The 17054-nt window shown below is 72.3% G+C and carries 11 protein-coding genes; 5 read left to right on the top strand and 6 right to left on the bottom strand.

Going from position 1 to position 17054, the window contains the following annotated elements; translation table 11 throughout:
• Positions 1-129: 129 nt before the first annotated feature.
• Positions 130-5592, top strand: a complete 5463-nt coding sequence (locus tag ACQP2T_RS27915) for a carboxyl transferase domain-containing protein (RefSeq protein WP_433519006.1) — start codon at positions 130-132, stop codon at positions 5590-5592.
• A gap of 17 nt (positions 5593-5609) precedes the next feature.
• Here the strand turns inward: ACQP2T_RS27915 and ACQP2T_RS27910 are convergent, their stop codons facing one another.
• On the bottom strand, positions 5610-6473 hold the full coding sequence (locus ACQP2T_RS27910; RefSeq protein ID WP_433519005.1) for an NAD(P)H-binding protein: 864 nt from the start codon (positions 6471-6473) through the stop codon (positions 5610-5612).
• Between the two features lie 131 nt (positions 6474-6604).
• Here ACQP2T_RS27910 and ACQP2T_RS27905 point away from each other — a divergent pair, with 131 nt between their 5' ends.
• The 3 genes from ACQP2T_RS27905 (at position 6605) to ACQP2T_RS27895 (ending at position 9589) form a co-directional block, all read left to right on the top strand.
• Positions 6605-7318: a TetR family transcriptional regulator gene (locus tag ACQP2T_RS27905; protein WP_433519004.1), complete on the top strand. Its 714-nt coding sequence runs from the start codon at positions 6605-6607 to the stop codon at positions 7316-7318.
• 536 nt (positions 7319-7854) lie between these two features.
• Entirely contained in the window at positions 7855-9144 is a 1290-nt protein-coding gene (locus tag ACQP2T_RS27900; protein ID WP_433519003.1) for a cytochrome P450, read from the top strand.
• A 91-nt stretch (positions 9145-9235) separates the two neighbouring features.
• Positions 9236-9589: a hypothetical protein gene (locus ACQP2T_RS27895; RefSeq protein ID WP_433519002.1), complete on the top strand. Its 354-nt coding sequence runs from the start codon at positions 9236-9238 to the stop codon at positions 9587-9589.
• Positions 9590-9598: 9 nt separating this feature from the next.
• On the opposite strand, the gene ACQP2T_RS27890 is transcribed toward ACQP2T_RS27895, so the two are convergent.
• Genes ACQP2T_RS27890 through ACQP2T_RS27870 form a run of 5 tightly spaced genes read right to left on the bottom strand, consistent with a single transcriptional unit; the run spans position 9599 to position 15843 of the window.
• The gene (locus tag ACQP2T_RS27890; RefSeq protein ID WP_433519001.1) at positions 9599-11917 is read right to left on the bottom strand and encodes a penicillin acylase family protein; all 2319 of its coding nucleotides are present in this window, start codon (positions 11915-11917) and stop codon (positions 9599-9601) included.
• Positions 11918-11924: 7 nt separating this feature from the next.
• Entirely contained in the window at positions 11925-14144 is a 2220-nt protein-coding gene (locus ACQP2T_RS27885; RefSeq protein WP_433519000.1) for an FtsX-like permease family protein, read from the bottom strand.
• On the bottom strand, positions 14141-14833 hold the full coding sequence (locus ACQP2T_RS27880) for an ABC transporter ATP-binding protein (protein ID WP_358551751.1): 693 nt from the start codon (positions 14831-14833) through the stop codon (positions 14141-14143). Before ACQP2T_RS27880 ends, ACQP2T_RS27885 begins: the two co-directional genes overlap by 4 nt.
• A complete protein-coding gene (locus ACQP2T_RS27875) occupies positions 14830-15357 on the bottom strand; it encodes a PadR family transcriptional regulator (RefSeq protein WP_433518999.1) in 528 nt (175 codons plus the stop codon). Before ACQP2T_RS27875 ends, ACQP2T_RS27880 begins: the two co-directional genes overlap by 4 nt.
• Positions 15358-15408: 51 nt before the next feature.
• Complete coding sequence (locus ACQP2T_RS27870; RefSeq protein ID WP_433518998.1) at positions 15409-15843, bottom strand: MarR family winged helix-turn-helix transcriptional regulator; 435 nt, start codon at positions 15841-15843, stop codon at positions 15409-15411.
• An 88-nt stretch (positions 15844-15931) separates the two neighbouring features.
• On the opposite strand from ACQP2T_RS27870, the gene ACQP2T_RS27865 reads away from it, so the two are divergent.
• Positions 15932-16957: a quinone oxidoreductase family protein gene (locus ACQP2T_RS27865; protein ID WP_433518997.1), complete on the top strand. Its 1026-nt coding sequence runs from the start codon at positions 15932-15934 to the stop codon at positions 16955-16957.
• The last annotated feature ends 97 nt before the right edge of the window (positions 16958-17054 follow it).

The following is a 17054-nucleotide window of genomic DNA, read 5'->3' as shown; positions in this document are numbered from 1 at the left end:
CCCTACAACTGTGGAGCCTTGGTGTGCTCCCTCTGCGACATTTCCCTACGAGCCGGCAGAGGCAAGGCTGTACAGGTGCGGGGGGTGCCACAGGGAAGGCGCGCACAGTCAACAGGAGGGCTCGGTCGGGTGTTCAGTCGTGTCGCCATCGTCAACCGTGGTGAGGCCGCGATGCGGCTCATCCACGCAGTCCGGGAGCTGGCCGCGGAGACCGCGACACCGATCCAAACCGTCGCGCTGCACACCGACGTCGACCGCGCCGCCACGTTCGTGCGCGAGGCCGACCTCGCCTACGATCTCGGTCCGGCGTCCGAGCGCCCGTACCTCGACCTGAAGGTGCTGGAGCGCGCGCTGGTGGAGACCGGGGCCGACGCCGCGTGGGTCGGCTGGGGGTTCGTCGCCGAGGACCCGGCGTTCGCGGAGCTGTGCGAGAAGATCGGCGTCACCTTCGTCGGGCCGAGCGCGGAGGCCATGCGCCGGCTCGGCGACAAGATCGGCGCGAAGCTGCTCGCCGAGGAGGTCGGCGTGCCGGTCGCGCCGTGGAGCCGCGGCGCGGTCGAGACCCTGGACGCCGCCCTCGAGGCGGCGGCCGAGATCGGCTACCCGCTGATGCTGAAGGCGACCGCGGGCGGCGGCGGGCGAGGCATCCGCGTGGTCACGGACGAGGCCGAGCTCGCCGACGCCTACGAGCGCACCAGCCAGGAGGCCGCTCGGGCGTTCGGCAGCGGCGTGGTGTTCCTGGAGCGCCTGGTCACCGGCGCCCGGCACGTCGAGGTCCAGGTGATCGCCGACGGCCAGGGCACCGCGTGGGCGCTCGGCGTGCGCGACTGCTCGGTGCAGCGGCGTAACCAGAAGGTCATCGAGGAGTCGGCCTCGCCGGTGCTCAGCCCCGCGCAGACGGCCGAGCTCAAGGCGTCGGCCGAACGGCTGGCCGTCGCGGTCGATTACCGGGGCGCGGCGACCGTCGAGTTCCTCTACCACCCCGGCGACCAGCTGTTCGCCTTCCTCGAGGTCAACACCCGCCTGCAGGTCGAGCACCCGATCACCGAGTCCACCACCGGGTTCGACCTGGTCAAGGCGCAGTTGCGGGTGGCATCCGGCGGCCGGCTCGACGGCGCGCCGCCGGTGGAGCGCGGGCACGCCGTCGAGGCCCGGCTCAACGCCGAAGACCCCGACCGCGACTTCGCGCCCTCCCCCGGCCGCATCGCGCGGCTGGACCTGCCCGCCGGGCCGGGCATCCGCGTCGACACCGGCGTCAGCGAGGGCGACACCATCCCGGCCGATTTCGACTCGATGATCGCGAAGATCATCGCGTACGGCGGCGACCGCGACGAGGCCCTCGGCCGGCTGCGCCGGGCCATGGCGCAGACCACGGTGATCATCGAGGGCGGCGCGACGAACAAGAGCTTCGTGCTCGACCTGCTCGACCAGCCCGAGGTGATCGACGCCAGCGCGGACACCGGCTGGATCGACCGCGTCCGCGGCCAGGGCCGGCTCGTCTCCCACCGGCACTCCGCCGTCGCGCTGGCGGCCGCCGCCATCGAGGCGTACGAGGAGGAGGAGCGCGCCGAGCGGCAGCGGCTGCTGTCCACGGCGTTCGGCGGGCGCCCGCAGGTGCAGCACGAGAGCGGCCGGCCGCTGGACCTCAAGCTGCGCGGCGCCGGCTACCGCGTGCGCGTCGCGCGGGTCGGCGCGCACCGCTTCCGCGTCGGCGTCCAAGCGGGTGACGACGTCCGCACCGCCGACGTCGAGCTTGAGCGCTTCGACCGGCACACCGGGCGGATCATCGTCAACGGCACCCCCTACCGCCTGCTGACCGGCACGCACGGGCCGATCCACCTGGTCGAGGTGGACGGCGTGACGCACCGGGTCAGCCGCGACGAGGGCGGCGTCGTCCGCTCCCCCGCGCCCGCGCTGGTCGTCGCCACGCCGCTGAAGGTCGGCGCCGAGGTCGAGGCGGGCGCTCCGGTGCTGGTGCTGGAGAGCATGAAGATGGAGACGGTCCTGCGGGCGCCGTTCAAGGCGCGGCTGAAGGAGTGCGTCGTCTCCGTGGGCAGCCAGGTCGAGACCGGTGCGCCGCTGCTGCGGCTGGAGCCGCTCGCCGACGACGCCGCCGAAGCCGCGAGCACCTCGGCCGCCGCGTCCGTCGAGCTGGACCTGCCCGCCGCGCCGGGCGAGATCCCGGCGTGGAAGCGCGCCGCGCGCGGCCAGGAGGACCTGCGCAGCCTGCTGCTGGGCTTCGACGTCGATCCGCACGACGAGGGCGGGGTGCTCGAGGACTACCTCGCCGCGCGCCGGGCGGCCACCGAGGACGGCCATCGGCCGCTGGCCGAGGAGCTCGCCCTCGTCGAGGTGTTCGCCGACCTGGCCGAGCTGAGCCGCAACCGGCCGGCGGGCGAGGACGGCGGCGCCGGCCACGTCTACAGCGCTCGCGAGTACTTCCACACCTACCTGCAGAGCCTCGACGTCGAGCGGGCCGGGCTGCCGGCGGCCTTCCAGGCCAAGCTCGCCAAGGCGCTCGGCCACTACGGCGTCACCGACCTGGAGCGCTCTCCCGACCTCGAGGCCGCGGTGTTCCGGATCTTCCTCGCCCAGCAGCGCGCGTCCGCCGACGCCGCGGTGGTCACGACGTTGCTGCGCGCCTGGCTGCGGGAGTCGCCGCCGGACGAGACGCTGCGCGAGCCCGCCGGTCTCGCGCTGGAGCGGCTGCTGGCCGCGACCCAGGTCCGCTTCCCCGTGGTCTCCGACCTCGCGCGCGGCGTGGTGTTCGCCTGGTTCGCCCAGCCGCTGCTGCGCCGCAACCGCGCCCGCGTCTACTCCGACGTCCGCAAACACCTGCGCCACCTGGACGCGCACCCGGACGCGCCGGACCGCGCCGAGCGCATCGCCGAGATGGTACGCACCACCGAGCCGCTGGTACGCCTGCTCGGCCAGCGGCTCACCCGCGACGACCTGGACAACGCGGTCATGCTGGAGGTGCTGACCCGGCGCTACTACGGCAACAAGGGGCTCACCGGCGTCCGCACCAGCCAGGCCGCGGGCTGCACATTCGTGGTCGCCGAACGCGCGGGCTCCCGCGTGGTCTCCTCCGCGGTCGCCTTCGAGGACCTGGGCGGCGCGCTGCGCGGGCTCGCGGAGCTGGTGAGCGGCGAGGACGCCGTCGACGCCGACATCTATCTCGCCTGGGAGAGGCAGCCGGAGGGCTCCGAGGCGATGGCGGCCGCGCTGCACGAGGTCGTCAGCGCGCACCCGCTGCCGAGCCAGGTTCGCCGGCTCACCGCCACCGTCGCGGGCAGCGGCGGCACGGTGATGCACCACCACTTCACCTTCCGTCCGTCGGACACCGGGATGACCGAGCAGCGGCTGATCCGCGGCCTGCACCCGTACATCGCGCAGCGGATGCAACTGGAGCGGCTGAGCAAGTTCGACCTGACCCGGTTGCCGTCGTCGGACGAGGAGGTCTACCTCTTCCAGTGCGTGGCGCGGGAGAACCCGTCCGACGACCGCCTCGTCGCCTTCGCGCAGGTGCGCGACCTGACCGAGCTGCGCGAGCACGACGGCCGGCTGGTCGCGCTGCCGACGGCCGAGGACACCATCGCCACCTGCCTCGACTCCATCCGCCGCGCGCAGTCGCGGCGGCCGTCGGAGAAGCGCTTCAACACCAACCGGATCGTGGTCTACGTCTGGCCGCCGAGCGGCATCACCCGCGCCGAGATCGAGATGATCGCCGCGCGCGTACGGCCGACGACCGTGGGCGCCGGCCTGGAGGAGATCCTGTTCATCGCGCGGCAGCGCGACCGGACGACCGGCGAACTGACGAAGATGGCCGTACGCATCACCTTCGACGCCACCGGCGGCACCGACCTGACCATCGGCGAGCCGTCGGACGAGCCGGTCGAGCCGCTGGACGACTACCGGCAGAAGGTGCTGCGGGCCAGCAGCCGCAACACGGTCTACCCGTACGAGCTGACCGGCCGGCTCGGCGACTTCGCCGAGTACGACCTCGACGACAACCACGCGCTGGTGCCGGTCGAGCGGCCGAAGGGGCGCAACACCGCGGCGATCGTCGCGGGCGTGGTCACCACGCCGACCCGCCGGCACCCGCAGGGCGTCACCAGGGTCCTGCTGCTCGGCGACCCGACCAAGTCGCTCGGCGCGCTGTCGGAGGCGGAGTGCCGCCGCGTGATCGCCGCGCTGGACCTGGCCGAGCGGATGCGGGTGCCGCTGGAGTGGTACGCGCTGTCGGCCGGCGCCCGGATCTCCATGAAGTCCGGCACGGAGAACATGGACTGGGTGGCCGCGGCGCTCAAGCGGATCGTCGAGTTCACCCAGGACGGCGGCGAGATCAACATCGTGGTCGCGGGCATCAACGTCGGCGCGCAGCCCTACTGGAACGCCGAGGCGACGATGCTCATGCACACCAAGGGCATCCTGGTGATGACGCCGGACTCGGCGATGGTGCTGACCGGCAAGCAGTCACTCGACTTCTCCGGTGGCGTGTCGGCCGAGGACAACTTCGGCATCGGCGGCTACGACCGCGTGATGGGCCCGAACGGGCAGGCCCAGTATTGGGCGCCCAACCTGGCCGCCGCGCGGGACGTGCTGATGTCGTACTACGACCACACGTATGTCGCGCCCGGCGAGCAGGGGCCGCGGCGAGCGAAGACCACCGACCCCGTCGAGCGCGACATCTCCGACTTCCCGCACTCCTTGCCGGACAGCGACTTCACCACCGTCGGCGAGATCTTCTCCACCGAGGCCAACCCGGATCGCAAGAAGCCGTTCGACATCCGTACCGTGATGCGGGCGCTGTCCGACCAGGACCACCCGGTGCTGGAACGCTGGGCGGGCATGGCCGATGCCGACACCGCGGCGGTGCAGGACGTGCATCTCGGCGGCATCCCGGTGTGCCTGCTCGGCATCGAGTCACGGGCGGTGCCGCGGCGCGGGTTCCCGCCCACCGACGGCCCGGACACCTACACCGCGGGCACGCTGTTCCCGCGCTCGTCGAAGAAGGCCGCGCGGGCGATCAACGCGGCCAGCGGCAACCGGCCGCTGGTGGTGCTGGCGAACCTGTCGGGCTTCGACGGCTCGCCGGAGTCGATGCGGAAGCTGCAACTGGAGTACGGCGCCGAGATCGGCCGCGCGATCGTGAACTTCCGCGGGCCCATCGTGTTCTGCGTGATCTCGCGCTATCACGGTGGCGCGTTCGTGGTGTTCTCCAAGGCGCTGAACCCGAACATGACCGTGCTCGCGCTGGAGGGCTCGTTCGCCTCGGTGCTCGGTGGCGCCCCCGCCGCCGCGGTGGTGTTCTCCGGCGACGTCAACGTCCGCACCGCGGCCGACCCGCGCGTACGGGACCTGGAGGCGCGCACCGCGGCCGCCGCCGGCACCGAGCGCGCCGCGTTGACCGCGGAGCTCGACGAGCTCCGCGCATCGGTCCGCGCGGAGAAGCTCGGCGAGGTGGCCACGGAGTTCGACCGGGTGCACAACATCCAGCGCGCGGTGGAGGTCGGCTCTGTGGACGCCGTCATCCGCGCCGCCGAACTCCGCCCGCGCATCATCGAGGCCATCGAGTCGCGTCTGCGTTGACCCGGTGTTGGCTCGCGTCAGCCTTCCGTGAGCGCCGCTTTCATGACGTCCCGCAGGGGCGTCGGCGGGTGGCCGATCAGGTCGGCCAGCGCCGGGCCGACCTGGGCGAACTCGCCCTGCCGGCTGGCGGCGAACATGCCCACGAGCATCCGTGCCCGCGGCTCCGGCACGCCATGGGAGAGCAGGCTCGCCACGTACTGCTCGTCGGTGATGGTGACACGCCTGATCGGGCGTCCGGTGAGGTCGGCGGCGAGCGCGGCGACGTCGGCGAGGTCGAGGGCTTCGGAGCCGGTGAGCGGCGGGGTCGGGCCGTCGAAACGGCCCTCGTCGGCCAGGACGATCGCGGCGGCCTCGGCCAGGTCGGCGTGGGCCGTCCAGGAGACCGGCCCGTCCTGCGGCGCGGCCAGTTCGCCGGTCCGCAGGGCGTCGCGCAACAGCATCAGCGTCGTGACGGCGTAGAAGCCGTTGCGCAGCGAGGTCCACGCGACGCCGGACTCCCCCAGCGCCGCCTCGGTGGCGGCGTGGTCGGGCATGGGCGCGAAGAGCGATGACGGGTTCGCGGCCATGTGGCTGGCGTAGAGGATCCGGCGCGCGCCGGCTGCCTTGGCCGCTGTGATCGCGGTGCGGTGCAGGCTGAGCGCCGTGTCGCCGGTGGCGGCGGCGGACACGATCAGGACCTGGGAGGCGCCCTCGAAGGCGTGGGCGAGGCTCGCGGGCTCGGCGTAGTCACCCCGGCGGACGCGGACGCCCCGTTCCCGCAACCACTGTGCCTTCTCAGGGTCGCGGACGCTCACCGCGACCTTCTCGGCGGGGACGCGTTCGAGCAGATCCTCCAGAATCGCCCGGCCGAGCTGTCCGCTTGCCCCGGTGACGATGATCATAAATGACCTCCAGTTGTCGCCCTGCAGCAGGGTCGCCGGGGTCAGATCGACTCCCGCGCATCACTGCTAACGAGATGGACGTTATCACCGATAAATAGTGATGCTAACGCGAATCTGTTATCGTTGCCACCATGGATGCCGATGATGTCGACGCCGAGGGCGGCCCTCGCGAACGCATCCTCGCCGCCACGGCCAAGCTGCTCGCCGAGGGCGGCCGGGAGGCCGTGTCGACGCGCGCGGTGGGCGCCGCGGCCGGTGTGCAGGCGCCGACCATCTACCGGCTCTTCCGCGACATGCGGGGCCTGCTCGACGCGGTCGCGGCCGAGGGCTTCGCCGCCTACCTGAGCAGCAAGACCGGCCGGGAATCCATCGCGGACCCGGTCGAGGACCTCCGCGTCGGCTGGAACCTGCACATCGGTTTCGGCCTGGCCAACCCGGCCCTCTACCTGCTCATGAACGAGCCCCGCCTCGGGGCCGCCGCCGACTCGCCCGCCGCCGTCGCCGGCGAAGAGATCCTCGCCGCGCACATCCGCCGGATCGCCGAGGCGGGCCGGCTGCGCGTCAGCGAGGAACGCGCCGCCCACCTCGTCCAGGCGGCCGGTCTCGGCACGACCGTCACCCTGATCTCCATGCCCGCGGACCGGCGCGATCCGGAGCTGTCCGTCCTCGCCCGCGAGGCGGTCATCGCCGCGATCACCACCGACGCTCCGGCGGCCGCCTCCCCCGGACCGGTCACCGCCGCGGTCACCCTGCGCGCCGTCCTGCCCCGGACCACCGCCCTCACCGACCCGGAGCGGCGCCTGCTGGAAGAGTGGCTCGACCGCATCGCCGACCCGGCCGGCTGACGGCCCCGGGATGGTCCGTCACACGACCCGTCCCGGCCCCTGTGACGGTCCGTGGTGGCTGGGGTCCTTTGAGAGGGAAACCCCCTCCGGGGAGGGGAAGAAACGGTCCCTCGTGGCTGACGCCCCTGGGGACGGATACCCCTCCGGGGGAGGACGAAGCCGCGCGGCCGTGGAGTGGCTAGGGCCCGCAGGGAGGGAAACCCCCTGCGGGGGAGGAAGAAGACGGTTCGTCGTAGCTGGCGGCCCGAAAAGGGGCAGCAAGGAGCTGGCGCCCCCGGAGCGGTCCATCGGGCTGGAGCCTTGCCATGACCAGCGGGATACGTGATGCTTACTGACCTCTTGTGTGAATCGGCCGAAAGCTCCCAGAGCGCATCACTCGTGCTGTTACGTCTGCACCGACGTGGCGACGGGAGCAACCAGAGAGGTAGTTCGTCCCCGTGACCCATGGCCCGTGGCCCCAGCAGCCTGCGCAAACCCCACCGTCGACGCCCATTGAACCGCTGCTGACCAGGGAATACGACGCTGATCCCGCGCTCATGCACGAGCGCCTGCGCGCCACGTACGGACCGGTCGCCCCGGTCGACCTCCTCGGGGTGCCGGTCTGGTTCGTCCTGGGCTATGAGGAAGTGCTGCGCGTCCTGCAGAACACGGGCGGCATCTGGAGCAAGCACGTCGACAGGTGGCAGGCCAACATCGAGGGGCGGCTGCCGGCGGACTGGCCGCTGCTGCCCGTCTTCCAGATCAACAACTCGGCTTTCCAGGAGGGTACGGCGCAGCGCGAGTTGCGGGGCGCGTGGACCAACGCGCTCGCGCCGTTCCAGAACCCCGGCCACCTCCAGGCGCAGCAGTTGGAACGTTCGATCGTGCGGTACGCCGACGACCTCCTCGATGTGCTGGCGGAAGGCGGCTCCAAGGGATGGGCGGACCTGGCGGCGCAGTACGCGCGGCCGCTCCCCCTGATGGTCGCCAACCGCATGCTCGGCTTCACCGCCTCACGCGGCGAGGAGGTCGTGATGGACATCTGGCGCATGGTCGACGCCGGGCCGGACGCGCCCGCGGCGTTCGAGCGGCTGTACGCCGCCATGACGGAGCTCGCGGCGAGCAAGCGCGACCGCCCCGGGGACGACCTGCCCTCCTACATGATCGAGGCGAAGCCGGACATCACGCTGGACGAGCTGGCCCGCGAGCTCCTCATGCTGCCCGGCCTGCTGGACTTCACCGCCAGTCTCGTCTGCAACGTGGTCGTCGAGGTCGTCTCCAATCCGGATGTCCGGGAGAGTCTGTCGGTGGGTTCGATCGACGAGACGGTCAATCGGGTCGCCCTGCTCAATCCGCCGATGGCCAACCTGACCTTCCGGTTCCCGATGACGGACGTGAAGCTGGGCAACTACACGATCGCCGCCGGGGATCCGGTCATGCTCTCCGTCGCGGGCGCGCACGCCGATCCGCGATTCGCCGGGGCGATCGATCGGCAGGCCATCCGCAGCACCCGTGCGCACCTCGCCTGGGGCGCGGGGCCGCACAGCTGCCTGGGCCAGCGGCTCGCGACCCAGATCGCCACGATCGCCGTACGCCGGCTCTTCAACCGGTTCTCCAAGATGAAGCTGGCGCTGCCGGCCGACCAGCTGCCCTGGCGCTCCTCCCCCTTCATGCGGGCGCTGCGGTCCCTGCCCGTCCAGTACGAACTCGCCAGCCCTCACGTCCCCGCGACCGCCCCCGCTCCCGTGGACGCGCAGCCGTCCCCGGCGGGTGAGGCCGCCGGCGGACAAGGATCGCCCCGTTCCGCGCTGTGGAACTTCCTGCGCGGGCTGCGGCGCGGACGATAGGGCCCGTTCAGGTGGAGGGGGCTCTCCACTTACCGTGCTACGGTATCCCGGTAACTGGAGAACCAACTCCAGTTACCGGGATGGAGGATTCGTGCCCTACAAAGGACCCCTGCCGAAGCAAATGGTCACCCGGGTCAACGCCTGCGCGAGCGCGCTGCGCTCCTCTCCTCGCTGGGGCAGGCTGGTGCGCAAGCACCTCACGATCGTCACCTACACAGGACGTCGCTCGGGACGCGTCTTCAGCACACCCGTCGCCTACCGGCGGGCGGACGACGTCGTCACCATCGGCGTGCAGATGCCGGACGCCAAGAAGTGGTGGCGCAACTTCCTGGACGAGGGCGGCCCGATATCGCTGGACCTGGACGGCGCCGATCGCACCGGGCACGCGGTCGCCCGGCGCGACGAAGCGGGCCGCGTCACCGTCACCGTGCGCCTCGACGGCTGAGCTGAGCCGTCACCCTCGCACCGTGGCGGTCTTCAGCCGCGGTGCGGCGGCGATCTCGGCTTCGGTGAAGCGCTCGGTGACCCACTGGCGGCGCGAGAACAGGACCGTCTGGTCGGTGTGGTGGGGCGAGGCGGGGTTGGCGGACAGGGAGTAGGTCAGGACGGTACGGGTGCGGGGCCCGTCCGGGGTGAGCTCGACGGCCATCATGAAGCTGGAGCCGGTGTCCACCTCCGGGTAGCGCCCGTCGGCGCCGAGCGGACCCCTCATGCGCACCCTGTCGAAGCAGCCCTCCCCCTCGGTGCAGCCGGGAATCGGGATCGAGGCGTAGCGCTGCGCCTGGCCCGGAGTCAGCGTCAGGGGGACGCGGTTGGTCTGGAAGAAGAGCACGGCGTCGGCCAGGGCCTGCCGGACCGTCGGATCGTCGCCCCTGAGCCCCCGAGGAGTGGTCAGCGGACGCGCGGGATCGAACGGCACCCGCCAGGGGCTGTACCTGGGCTCCCCCGGCTTGGTGGGACGCTCGAGCCGGGTGAAGAACTCCCGCCACAGGATGGCCCCGTGGCCGTCCAGAGTGGCACGACCGTCCCAGTCGCCCAGCGTCCGGCAGGCCTCGCGCACGTTCACCCGCTTGCCTTCGGAGGTGGTCGGCTCGGGGTTGGCCCGGCACATCCGGAGCAGGTCCGAGCGCATGAGCTCGAAGGTGTAGTCGCGCTTGCCGTACGCGGTGGCCTGCAGCGTTTCCAGGGTGAAGCCGGGCGCGCCGAGGCCGTCGGCGCCGGACCGCCGCTGGGCGATCATGTCCAGGCTGACCCGGGGGCGCGGCTCCAGCTCGGTGCGCGACTTACCCCACGCGAGCGGATAGCCGGTCAGCGGCGCCGAAGGATTCGTCATCCAGAAGGTGTTGTTGGAGTTGGCCACGTAGTCGGCGCGGGTAAGCCTGGGCTGCTTGCCCGGCCCGAAGATGCCGGGCACCACGGCGTCGCCGTCCTTGCCCCACCGGCACGCGGACGTCGAGCCGTCCAGGACGTATGCCTCCAGGCCCGGGATGGGCGAGGGCTTGGCGCAGCGGCGCGCCTTGGCGTCGGTGACGTGCGGGACCACCGAGGCGTCGGCGAAGTAGGCCGTCCCGCCGGCGTCGGTGGCCAGCGTGTGGACGAACGCCATGCCCTGGTAGGTGTTCTGGGCCGCGCGTAGCTCGGTGAGGTTCCTCGCCCTGCCCATCGCCAGCCACTCGTCGGCCGCGCGCAGGTTGGCGGCGCTGACGTCGGCCAGCGCGTACGCGACCTTGTCGGTCTGGCCGACGGCGAGCACCGGGCCGTAACGCGAGGTGTAGAGCGTGTGGCCGCTGGTGGTGCCGTCCTGAAGGGTGACCTCCACCTCCTGGCGGCCGACCGGCTCCGCGTGGCCGTCCACCAGGTAGCTGCTCCGGTCGCCCGCGAGCCTCAGCTGGTAGACGGTGAAGCGCTGGGCGTGGGAGACGGTGTGGGTCCAGGCCAGGCTCGCGTTGTGGCCGATCTGGACGACCGGGGTGCCGTACAGGCTGCCGCCGGAGACGTCGAGCACGCCGGGGATGGTGAGTTGCACCTGGTAGAAGCGGCGGATCCCGTTCCAGGGGAAGTGCGGGTCGGCCAGCAGCATGCCGTGGCCGTCGCGCGTCGCCTGACGGCCCAGCGCCCAGGCGTTGCTGCCCGCGGGCGGTCTCCTGTCCGGCCCGTCTGCCTCGGGGCCGCGTACTCCGGTGATGGCGTCCTTGAGCCCGGCGCTGCCCACCATGCGGTTGAGGTCGAGCAGGTTGTTCCAGATGTCCGTGGCGGTGATGGGGCCGACCCACGCCTTGCCCCGGCAGGTGGGATCGGGCAGGTTCGCCGCTCCGGTGTCGGCCAGGTAGCGGTTGTATCCCGCGACGTAGCCGTCGACCAGGCGGCGCACCTCGGCCCCCGGCCCCACTGGCGCGGACCGGGCCAGCAGCCGCCCTACGACGCCCGAGTCGGTGACGCTTTTGTAGTAGACGTCGCTGGACAGGTTGGTGACCGGGCGGACCGGGTCGTCGGACATGGCCGTGGCGCCGAAGTAGCGGGACCGCTCGCCCCGCATGGTCACCACCCACGAGGCCAGCACGCACAGGTTGTCCTGCGCGAAGGCGTAGCCGTACCCGAACCCGAGGCCGCCATAATCTTTGGCGGATATGTGCGGGATGCCGTACTCGGTGCGCCGGATCGTGGCGGAGTAGCCCTCGTCGGCGGCAGTGGCGGCGGACGGCGCTGCCGCGCGCACCACCACCACCGCGGAGGCGAGCACGAACAGCGCGACCAACCGCGATATGAGCTTCATGCGGCTCCTATTCGAAACGGGCGCTGTCGGGCGCGGTCAGGCGCCTGAGCAGCGGCAGGCCGGCCAGAATCACCAGCAGGGAGGCGGTCAGGCCGCCGCCGACGGTCGCGAAGTAGACAGGGCCGGGCAGCGCCAGAGACGTCTTCCTCATCGCGAGCTGGTCGATGAGCGGCTCGGCCACGCCGAAACCGGCGCCCGCGGCGAGCACGGCGGCCAGGACGAGCGGCAGCGCGGACTCCAGCAGCACCACCCCGGCCAGGGTGCGGGTGGGGGTGCCGGCCAGCCGCAGCAGAGTGAAGGGCTGGCGGCGTTCGACCAGCCCGCCGCCGACCGCCACCACGAGGCTGCAGCCGCCGACGATGAGGGTCAGGGCGACGACGGCCAGCGCGATGTTCTGGCCTTGGGTGTACAGGGTCGCTCTGACCTGGGCGACCTCGGCGAAGGTCATCGGGGCTTCGACGGTGTGCTCGGCCAGCAGCGTGCGGAGCCGCTCCACCGCCGCCGGATCGGCCGTGGAGATCAGGATCGCCTCCATGGCGAGGCCGTCGGTGGTGGAGACGGATCGGCTGCCGGCTCCCGCGACGGGCAGGATCTTGTCGATGGTGAGCGGGTTGTCGGCGCCGGCCACGCGGTTGAAGACGCCCGCCACGGCGTACGCGTTCGCCGGGCACCGCCCGAGCACGGGGAAGCGGGCCAGGCTCGCGCATTCGACGGCGGTTCGCGGGGGCGGTGGGCCGTCCGTGGGCATAGGGGCGGCCGGCGGCTCCGCCAAGGCGTAGATCGGCAGTACGTCCACGCCCGGGAAGCCGCGCAGCCGGGCGACCACGTCCTTCTGCGCCCGCTGGGACAGCCCCGTGGTGCCGGGCCGGTCGAACTGGGCGCGCAGTACGTGGTTCAGCGCTCCCCCGGCCACGGCCCGCTGGCCGGACAGCACCGCGGGGACGATGCCGGCGAGAGCCGTACCGACGAACACCGCCAGCATGAGCCCGCTCACCGCGCGGAAGGCGGCCTTGGGGTCGGCGGCCATCCGCTGGGCGGCCAGCAGGGTCGCCGCGCTCCGGGTCCGCCGGGCGGCCAGGCGCGCGGCCCGCATCGTCAGCCAGGGACCGGCCAGGATCAGCCCGACCATGATCAGGGCGAGCCCCGCCACGGCCAGCACGGTGTCGAGGTCGTTGTCACCGCGGAACACCGGGCCCGCGAACAACCCCAGCCCGGCCAGCATCGGGATCACCCGCCACGCCCTCGGCGCAGCCGCCGCGCCCTTCCTGGCCACTCCGAGGGGTGAGATCCGCACCCGGCGCAGCGACCACAGGGCGGCGCCCGCCGCGGCGACCGGCACACAGGCGAGCACGGCCGCGTACTGCCAAGGATGTGGGGCGATCAGCTCGGGGAAGTAGCGGACGCCGGTGATCCGCACCCCGGCCAGCGCGGGCCGTACGACCTGGAAGAGCGCCAGGCCGGCCAGCGCGCCGAGCAGCGCGCCCAACGCGGCGTCCACCGCGGCCAGCACGTTGATCTGCCGGGAGGTGGCGCCCACCAGCCGGATCGCCGCCAGGCGGGTCTCACGGCGGGCGGCCGCCAGCCGGGTGGCGGTGCCCACGAGCGCCAGCAGCGGGACGACCAGCGCGATGGCGCCGACTCCGAAGCCGAACTGGTAGATGTCGGCGTTGCCGTCGGTCGCGGGCTCGGTGGCGACCGTGTCGACCTGCCTGGCGCCGGGCATGGCGGCGACCTGCCCCGATGTCCGCCCCACCACGATGGCCAGCTCGTCGGGCCCGGACAGCCCGGCCTGGCCGATCAGCCCGGCACGGGTGCCGGGGAAGCGATCGGCGAGCCGGTCGCGCGGCGCCGAGTCCAGCAGCCTGGCCAGCGCGGGCGAGGCGTAGTACTGGCCGGGAGCGGGCATACGGGACAGGCCGGGGATGACCGGCGCCCGGGCGCCGAGCGCGGCGGCGTCCAGCCTCGTGATCGTCTGGCCGGCGTAGTAGTCCTCGTGGACGTTCCACAGCGCGCCGTCGGCGGTGGCGTCCAGGGCCCAGCCGTTGGGCGCCGTGCCGCGTGTGCACTCCCAGCACTGGCGGTCGTTGGTGGCCTGGAAGGCGTTGAAGAGCGACAGCGTGCCCAGCAGCACCGCGACGCCGGCCGCCACCCCGCCGACGATCAGCGCCAGCCTGGCCACCGTCTCCCTGCCGCTGCTCAGCGACAGCCGCAGGCCCAGCCGGATCATCGTACGATCCCGCTGGCGTACGGGTCGGTGACCCGGCCGTCGCGGACGACGACCTCCCGGTCGGCGCAGGCGGCCACCCGGGCGTCGTGGGTCACCACGATCACGGTGGTGCCCTCCTGGCGGGCCAGGCTCACCAGCAGCTCCATCACGTGCTCGCCGGTGAGCGAGTCGAGCGCGCCGGTCGGCTCATCGGCGAAGACGACCCGCGGCCCCGTCACCAGCGCTCTGGCGATGGCCACCCGCTGCGTCTGCCCGCCCGACAGCTCCCCCGTGCGGCGGCCGCCCAGCTCGGCCAGCTCCAGCCGCTCCAGCCAGGAGGCGGCCCGCGCGTAGGCACGACGGCGCCGGGTACGGCCGAGCAGCAGCGGCAGCGCCACGTTGTCGGCCACGGTCAGCTCCGGCACGAGCTGGCCGAACTGGAAGACGAAGCCGAAGGCGGTGCGCCGTAACTCGCTGCGGCGGCCGTCGTTCAGGGTGTCCAGGCGCCGCCCGTCGAACCACACCTCGCCGCTGTCCGGGGTGAAGATCCCGGCCAGGCAGTGCAGCAGCGTCGACTTGCCGGAACCGCTGGGTCCCATGACGGCCAGGACCTCGCCCGCGCTCACCGACAGGCTGGCCTCGCGCAGCGCGGGCGTGTTGCCGAAGGCGCGGCTGATCCCCTCGGCCCGCAGCACCGGGTTGACGATCATCGCTCGCGCACCGCCGCCGTCAGCGCGTCCAGCCGGGCCTGGGTGACGTCGATCCACCGCAGATCGGCCTCGAGGCGGAACAGCCCGTGATCGGCCAGCAGCGCGTCGACCAGGTTGCCGGCGCGCTTGACCTCGGTGAGCTCGCGCATGCGCCGCAGATGCGTCGCCCGCTGGGCGTCGAGGTAACCGGCCGCGTCGCGGCCCAGCATCAGGGCCAGCACGACCTTGGTGAACAGCACGGTCTGCAGGTACGGCTCGGCCGCCACCGGCTCGGCCAGCCACTCCTCGACCTCGCCCGTGCCGACCGGGGTGATGGCGTAGCGCTTGCGGTCGGGCCCGTCGCCCGGCTCGCTCGGCCCGGCGGTGATCTTGCCGTCTCTGGCCAGCCGGCCGAGCGTGGAATAGACCTGGCCGAAGGGCAGGGGCTTACCGCGGCCGAAGAAGGTGTCGTAGTCGCGTTTCAGGTCGTATCCATGACTCGGCTCCCGTTCCAGCAGGCCGAGCAAGGCGAGGGGGACGCTCATGGGACGCCACTATACCCCGAGGGTATATACGACGGGGATAACGACACCCGCTCAGCCCAGCCGGACCCCCACGACGGCAGTGGCGAGCTGGGTGAGCTGGGCGCGCTGAGCGGCGGAGAGGTGCTCGGTGAGCCCGATGACACGGCGGCCGATCTCGGCGGCACACTCCTCGGCGAACCGCTTGCCCTCGGGGGTGAGGCGGACCAGCACGGCACGGCCGTCATGGGGGGAAGGCGAGCGCTGGACCAGTCCGCGCCTCTCGGCGCGGCCGACCAGGCCGGTCATGGAGGACTTGTCCAGGCCGAGGTAGCCACCGAGTTCGAGCATGCCGCACTGCCGATCGCGCAGGATGCCCAGCAGCCTGATCTGGATGATCGACAGGTCGTGCTCCGCACCGGCCTCGGACAGGACGCGCTGGACCAGGAAGGACAGCTGCACCAGGGCGTCCACTGTGCTCAGGGGTCCGTCGGCCGGGGTGGAGGTCATGTGGGTCAGCCTACTTGACCTAGTACGTGGGACAAACTACTTTCAAAAGTAGTACGTGACACAAACCAACTACGGCAGGAGAACCCTCATGCGCGCCGCAGTCGTCCACTCCTTCGACGCCCCGCCCCGCTTCGGCACCTTCCCGGCCCCCACCCCCTCGGGGGAGCACGAGGTCCTGGTCGACGTGCTGGCCGCCGGGCTGCACCCACGGGTGCGCTCGGCGGCGAACGGCAGCCACTACACCTCCGACGGCACCCTGCCCCTGGTGCCCGGCATCGACGCGGTCGGCCGTACCGCGCAGGGCGAACTGCTCTACTTCGCCACCCCCGACACCGCGCTGGGCACCATGGCCGAGCACGCCGTCGTCGACCGCCGCCGTGCCATCACCCTGCCGGCCGGCACCGACCCGGCCGCCGTGGCGGCGGCCATGAATCCCGGCATGTCCTCCTGGGTAGCGCTGCGCCGCCGGGTGTCCTTACCGCCCGGCGGCTCCGTCCTGGTCATGGGCGCCACCGGTAACGCCGGGCAACTCGCCGTCCAGATCTCCAAGCACCTGGGTGCCGCCCGCGTGATCGGTGCCGGCCGCGACTCGCGACGCCTCGACCTGCTGAAGAGCCTCGGGGCCGACGAGGTGGTCAGGCTCTCCGACTCCGACTCCGACTCCGACTCCGACTCCGACTCCCGCTCCGGCTCTCGCTCCGATTCCGGCTCCGACGACGTCGCCGAGCGGCTCGCGCGGGCGGCCGCTGACGTCGACGTCGTCATCGACTACCTGTGGGGCCGGCCCACCGAGCAGGCCATGTCCGCCCTGCTGACCGCCCGCTCCGACCGCTCCAAGGCCCTGGCCTGGGTCCAGATCGGCTCCATGGCCGGCCAGGACATCACCCTGCCCTCGTACCTGCTGCGCGCGGCGAACCTGAACATCATGGGCAGCGGCCAGGGCTCCCTGACCACCGCCGGCATCATCGCCGAACTGCCGTCCCTCGCCGCGGAGATCGCCTCCGGCGCCCTGGCCGTGGACCCCCTGCCCATGCCGCTGGACCAGGTCGAGCAGGCATGGAACACCCCGACCGCCCCCGGCCAACGCCTCGTCCTGACCCCCTCCCAGCGATGATCCGCGCTTCACGGAGTACTACGACACCCGCGATCCGACGCTGGCCATCTGGCCGCGCAACGTGATCTTCGCGAGCGCGGCTGCCCATGACGAGGAC

This window comes from Nonomuraea sp. CA-143628 (genome assembly GCF_050942315.1).
Classification (GTDB): domain Bacteria; phylum Actinomycetota; class Actinomycetes; order Streptosporangiales; family Streptosporangiaceae; genus Nonomuraea.
The sequence above is the reverse complement of the archived record's forward strand: the minus strand, read 5'-3'. Positions and strand labels throughout refer to the sequence as shown.

Bases quoted from the DNA above. Each gene is read 5' to 3' on its own strand.
- ACQP2T_RS27910 (WP_433519005.1), bottom strand. From the start codon at position 6,473: ATGATCATCGTCACCGGGGCAAGCGGACAGCTCGGCCGGGCGATTCTG.
- ACQP2T_RS27905 (WP_433519004.1), top strand. From the start codon at position 6,605: ATGGATGCCGATGATGTCGACGCCGAGGGCGGCCCTCGCGAACGCATC.
- ACQP2T_RS27900 (WP_433519003.1), top strand. From the start codon at position 7,855: ATGCACGAGCGCCTGCGCGCCACGTACGGACCGGTCGCCCCGGTCGAC.
- ACQP2T_RS27890 (WP_433519001.1), bottom strand. From the start codon at position 11,917: ATGAAGCTCATATCGCGGTTGGTCGCGCTGTTCGTGCTCGCCTCCGCG.
- ACQP2T_RS27885 (WP_433519000.1), bottom strand. From the start codon at position 14,144: ATGATCCGGCTGGGCCTGCGGCTGTCGCTGAGCAGCGGCAGGGAGACG.
- ACQP2T_RS27880 (WP_358551751.1), bottom strand. From the start codon at position 14,833: ATGATCGTCAACCCGGTGCTGCGGGCCGAGGGGATCAGCCGCGCCTTC.
- ACQP2T_RS27875 (WP_433518999.1), bottom strand. From the start codon at position 15,357: ATGAGCGTCCCCCTCGCCTTGCTCGGCCTGCTGGAACGGGAGCCGAGT.
- ACQP2T_RS27870 (WP_433518998.1), bottom strand. From the start codon at position 15,843: ATGACCTCCACCCCGGCCGACGGACCCCTGAGCACAGTGGACGCCCTG.
- ACQP2T_RS27865 (WP_433518997.1), top strand. From the start codon at position 15,932: ATGCGCGCCGCAGTCGTCCACTCCTTCGACGCCCCGCCCCGCTTCGGC.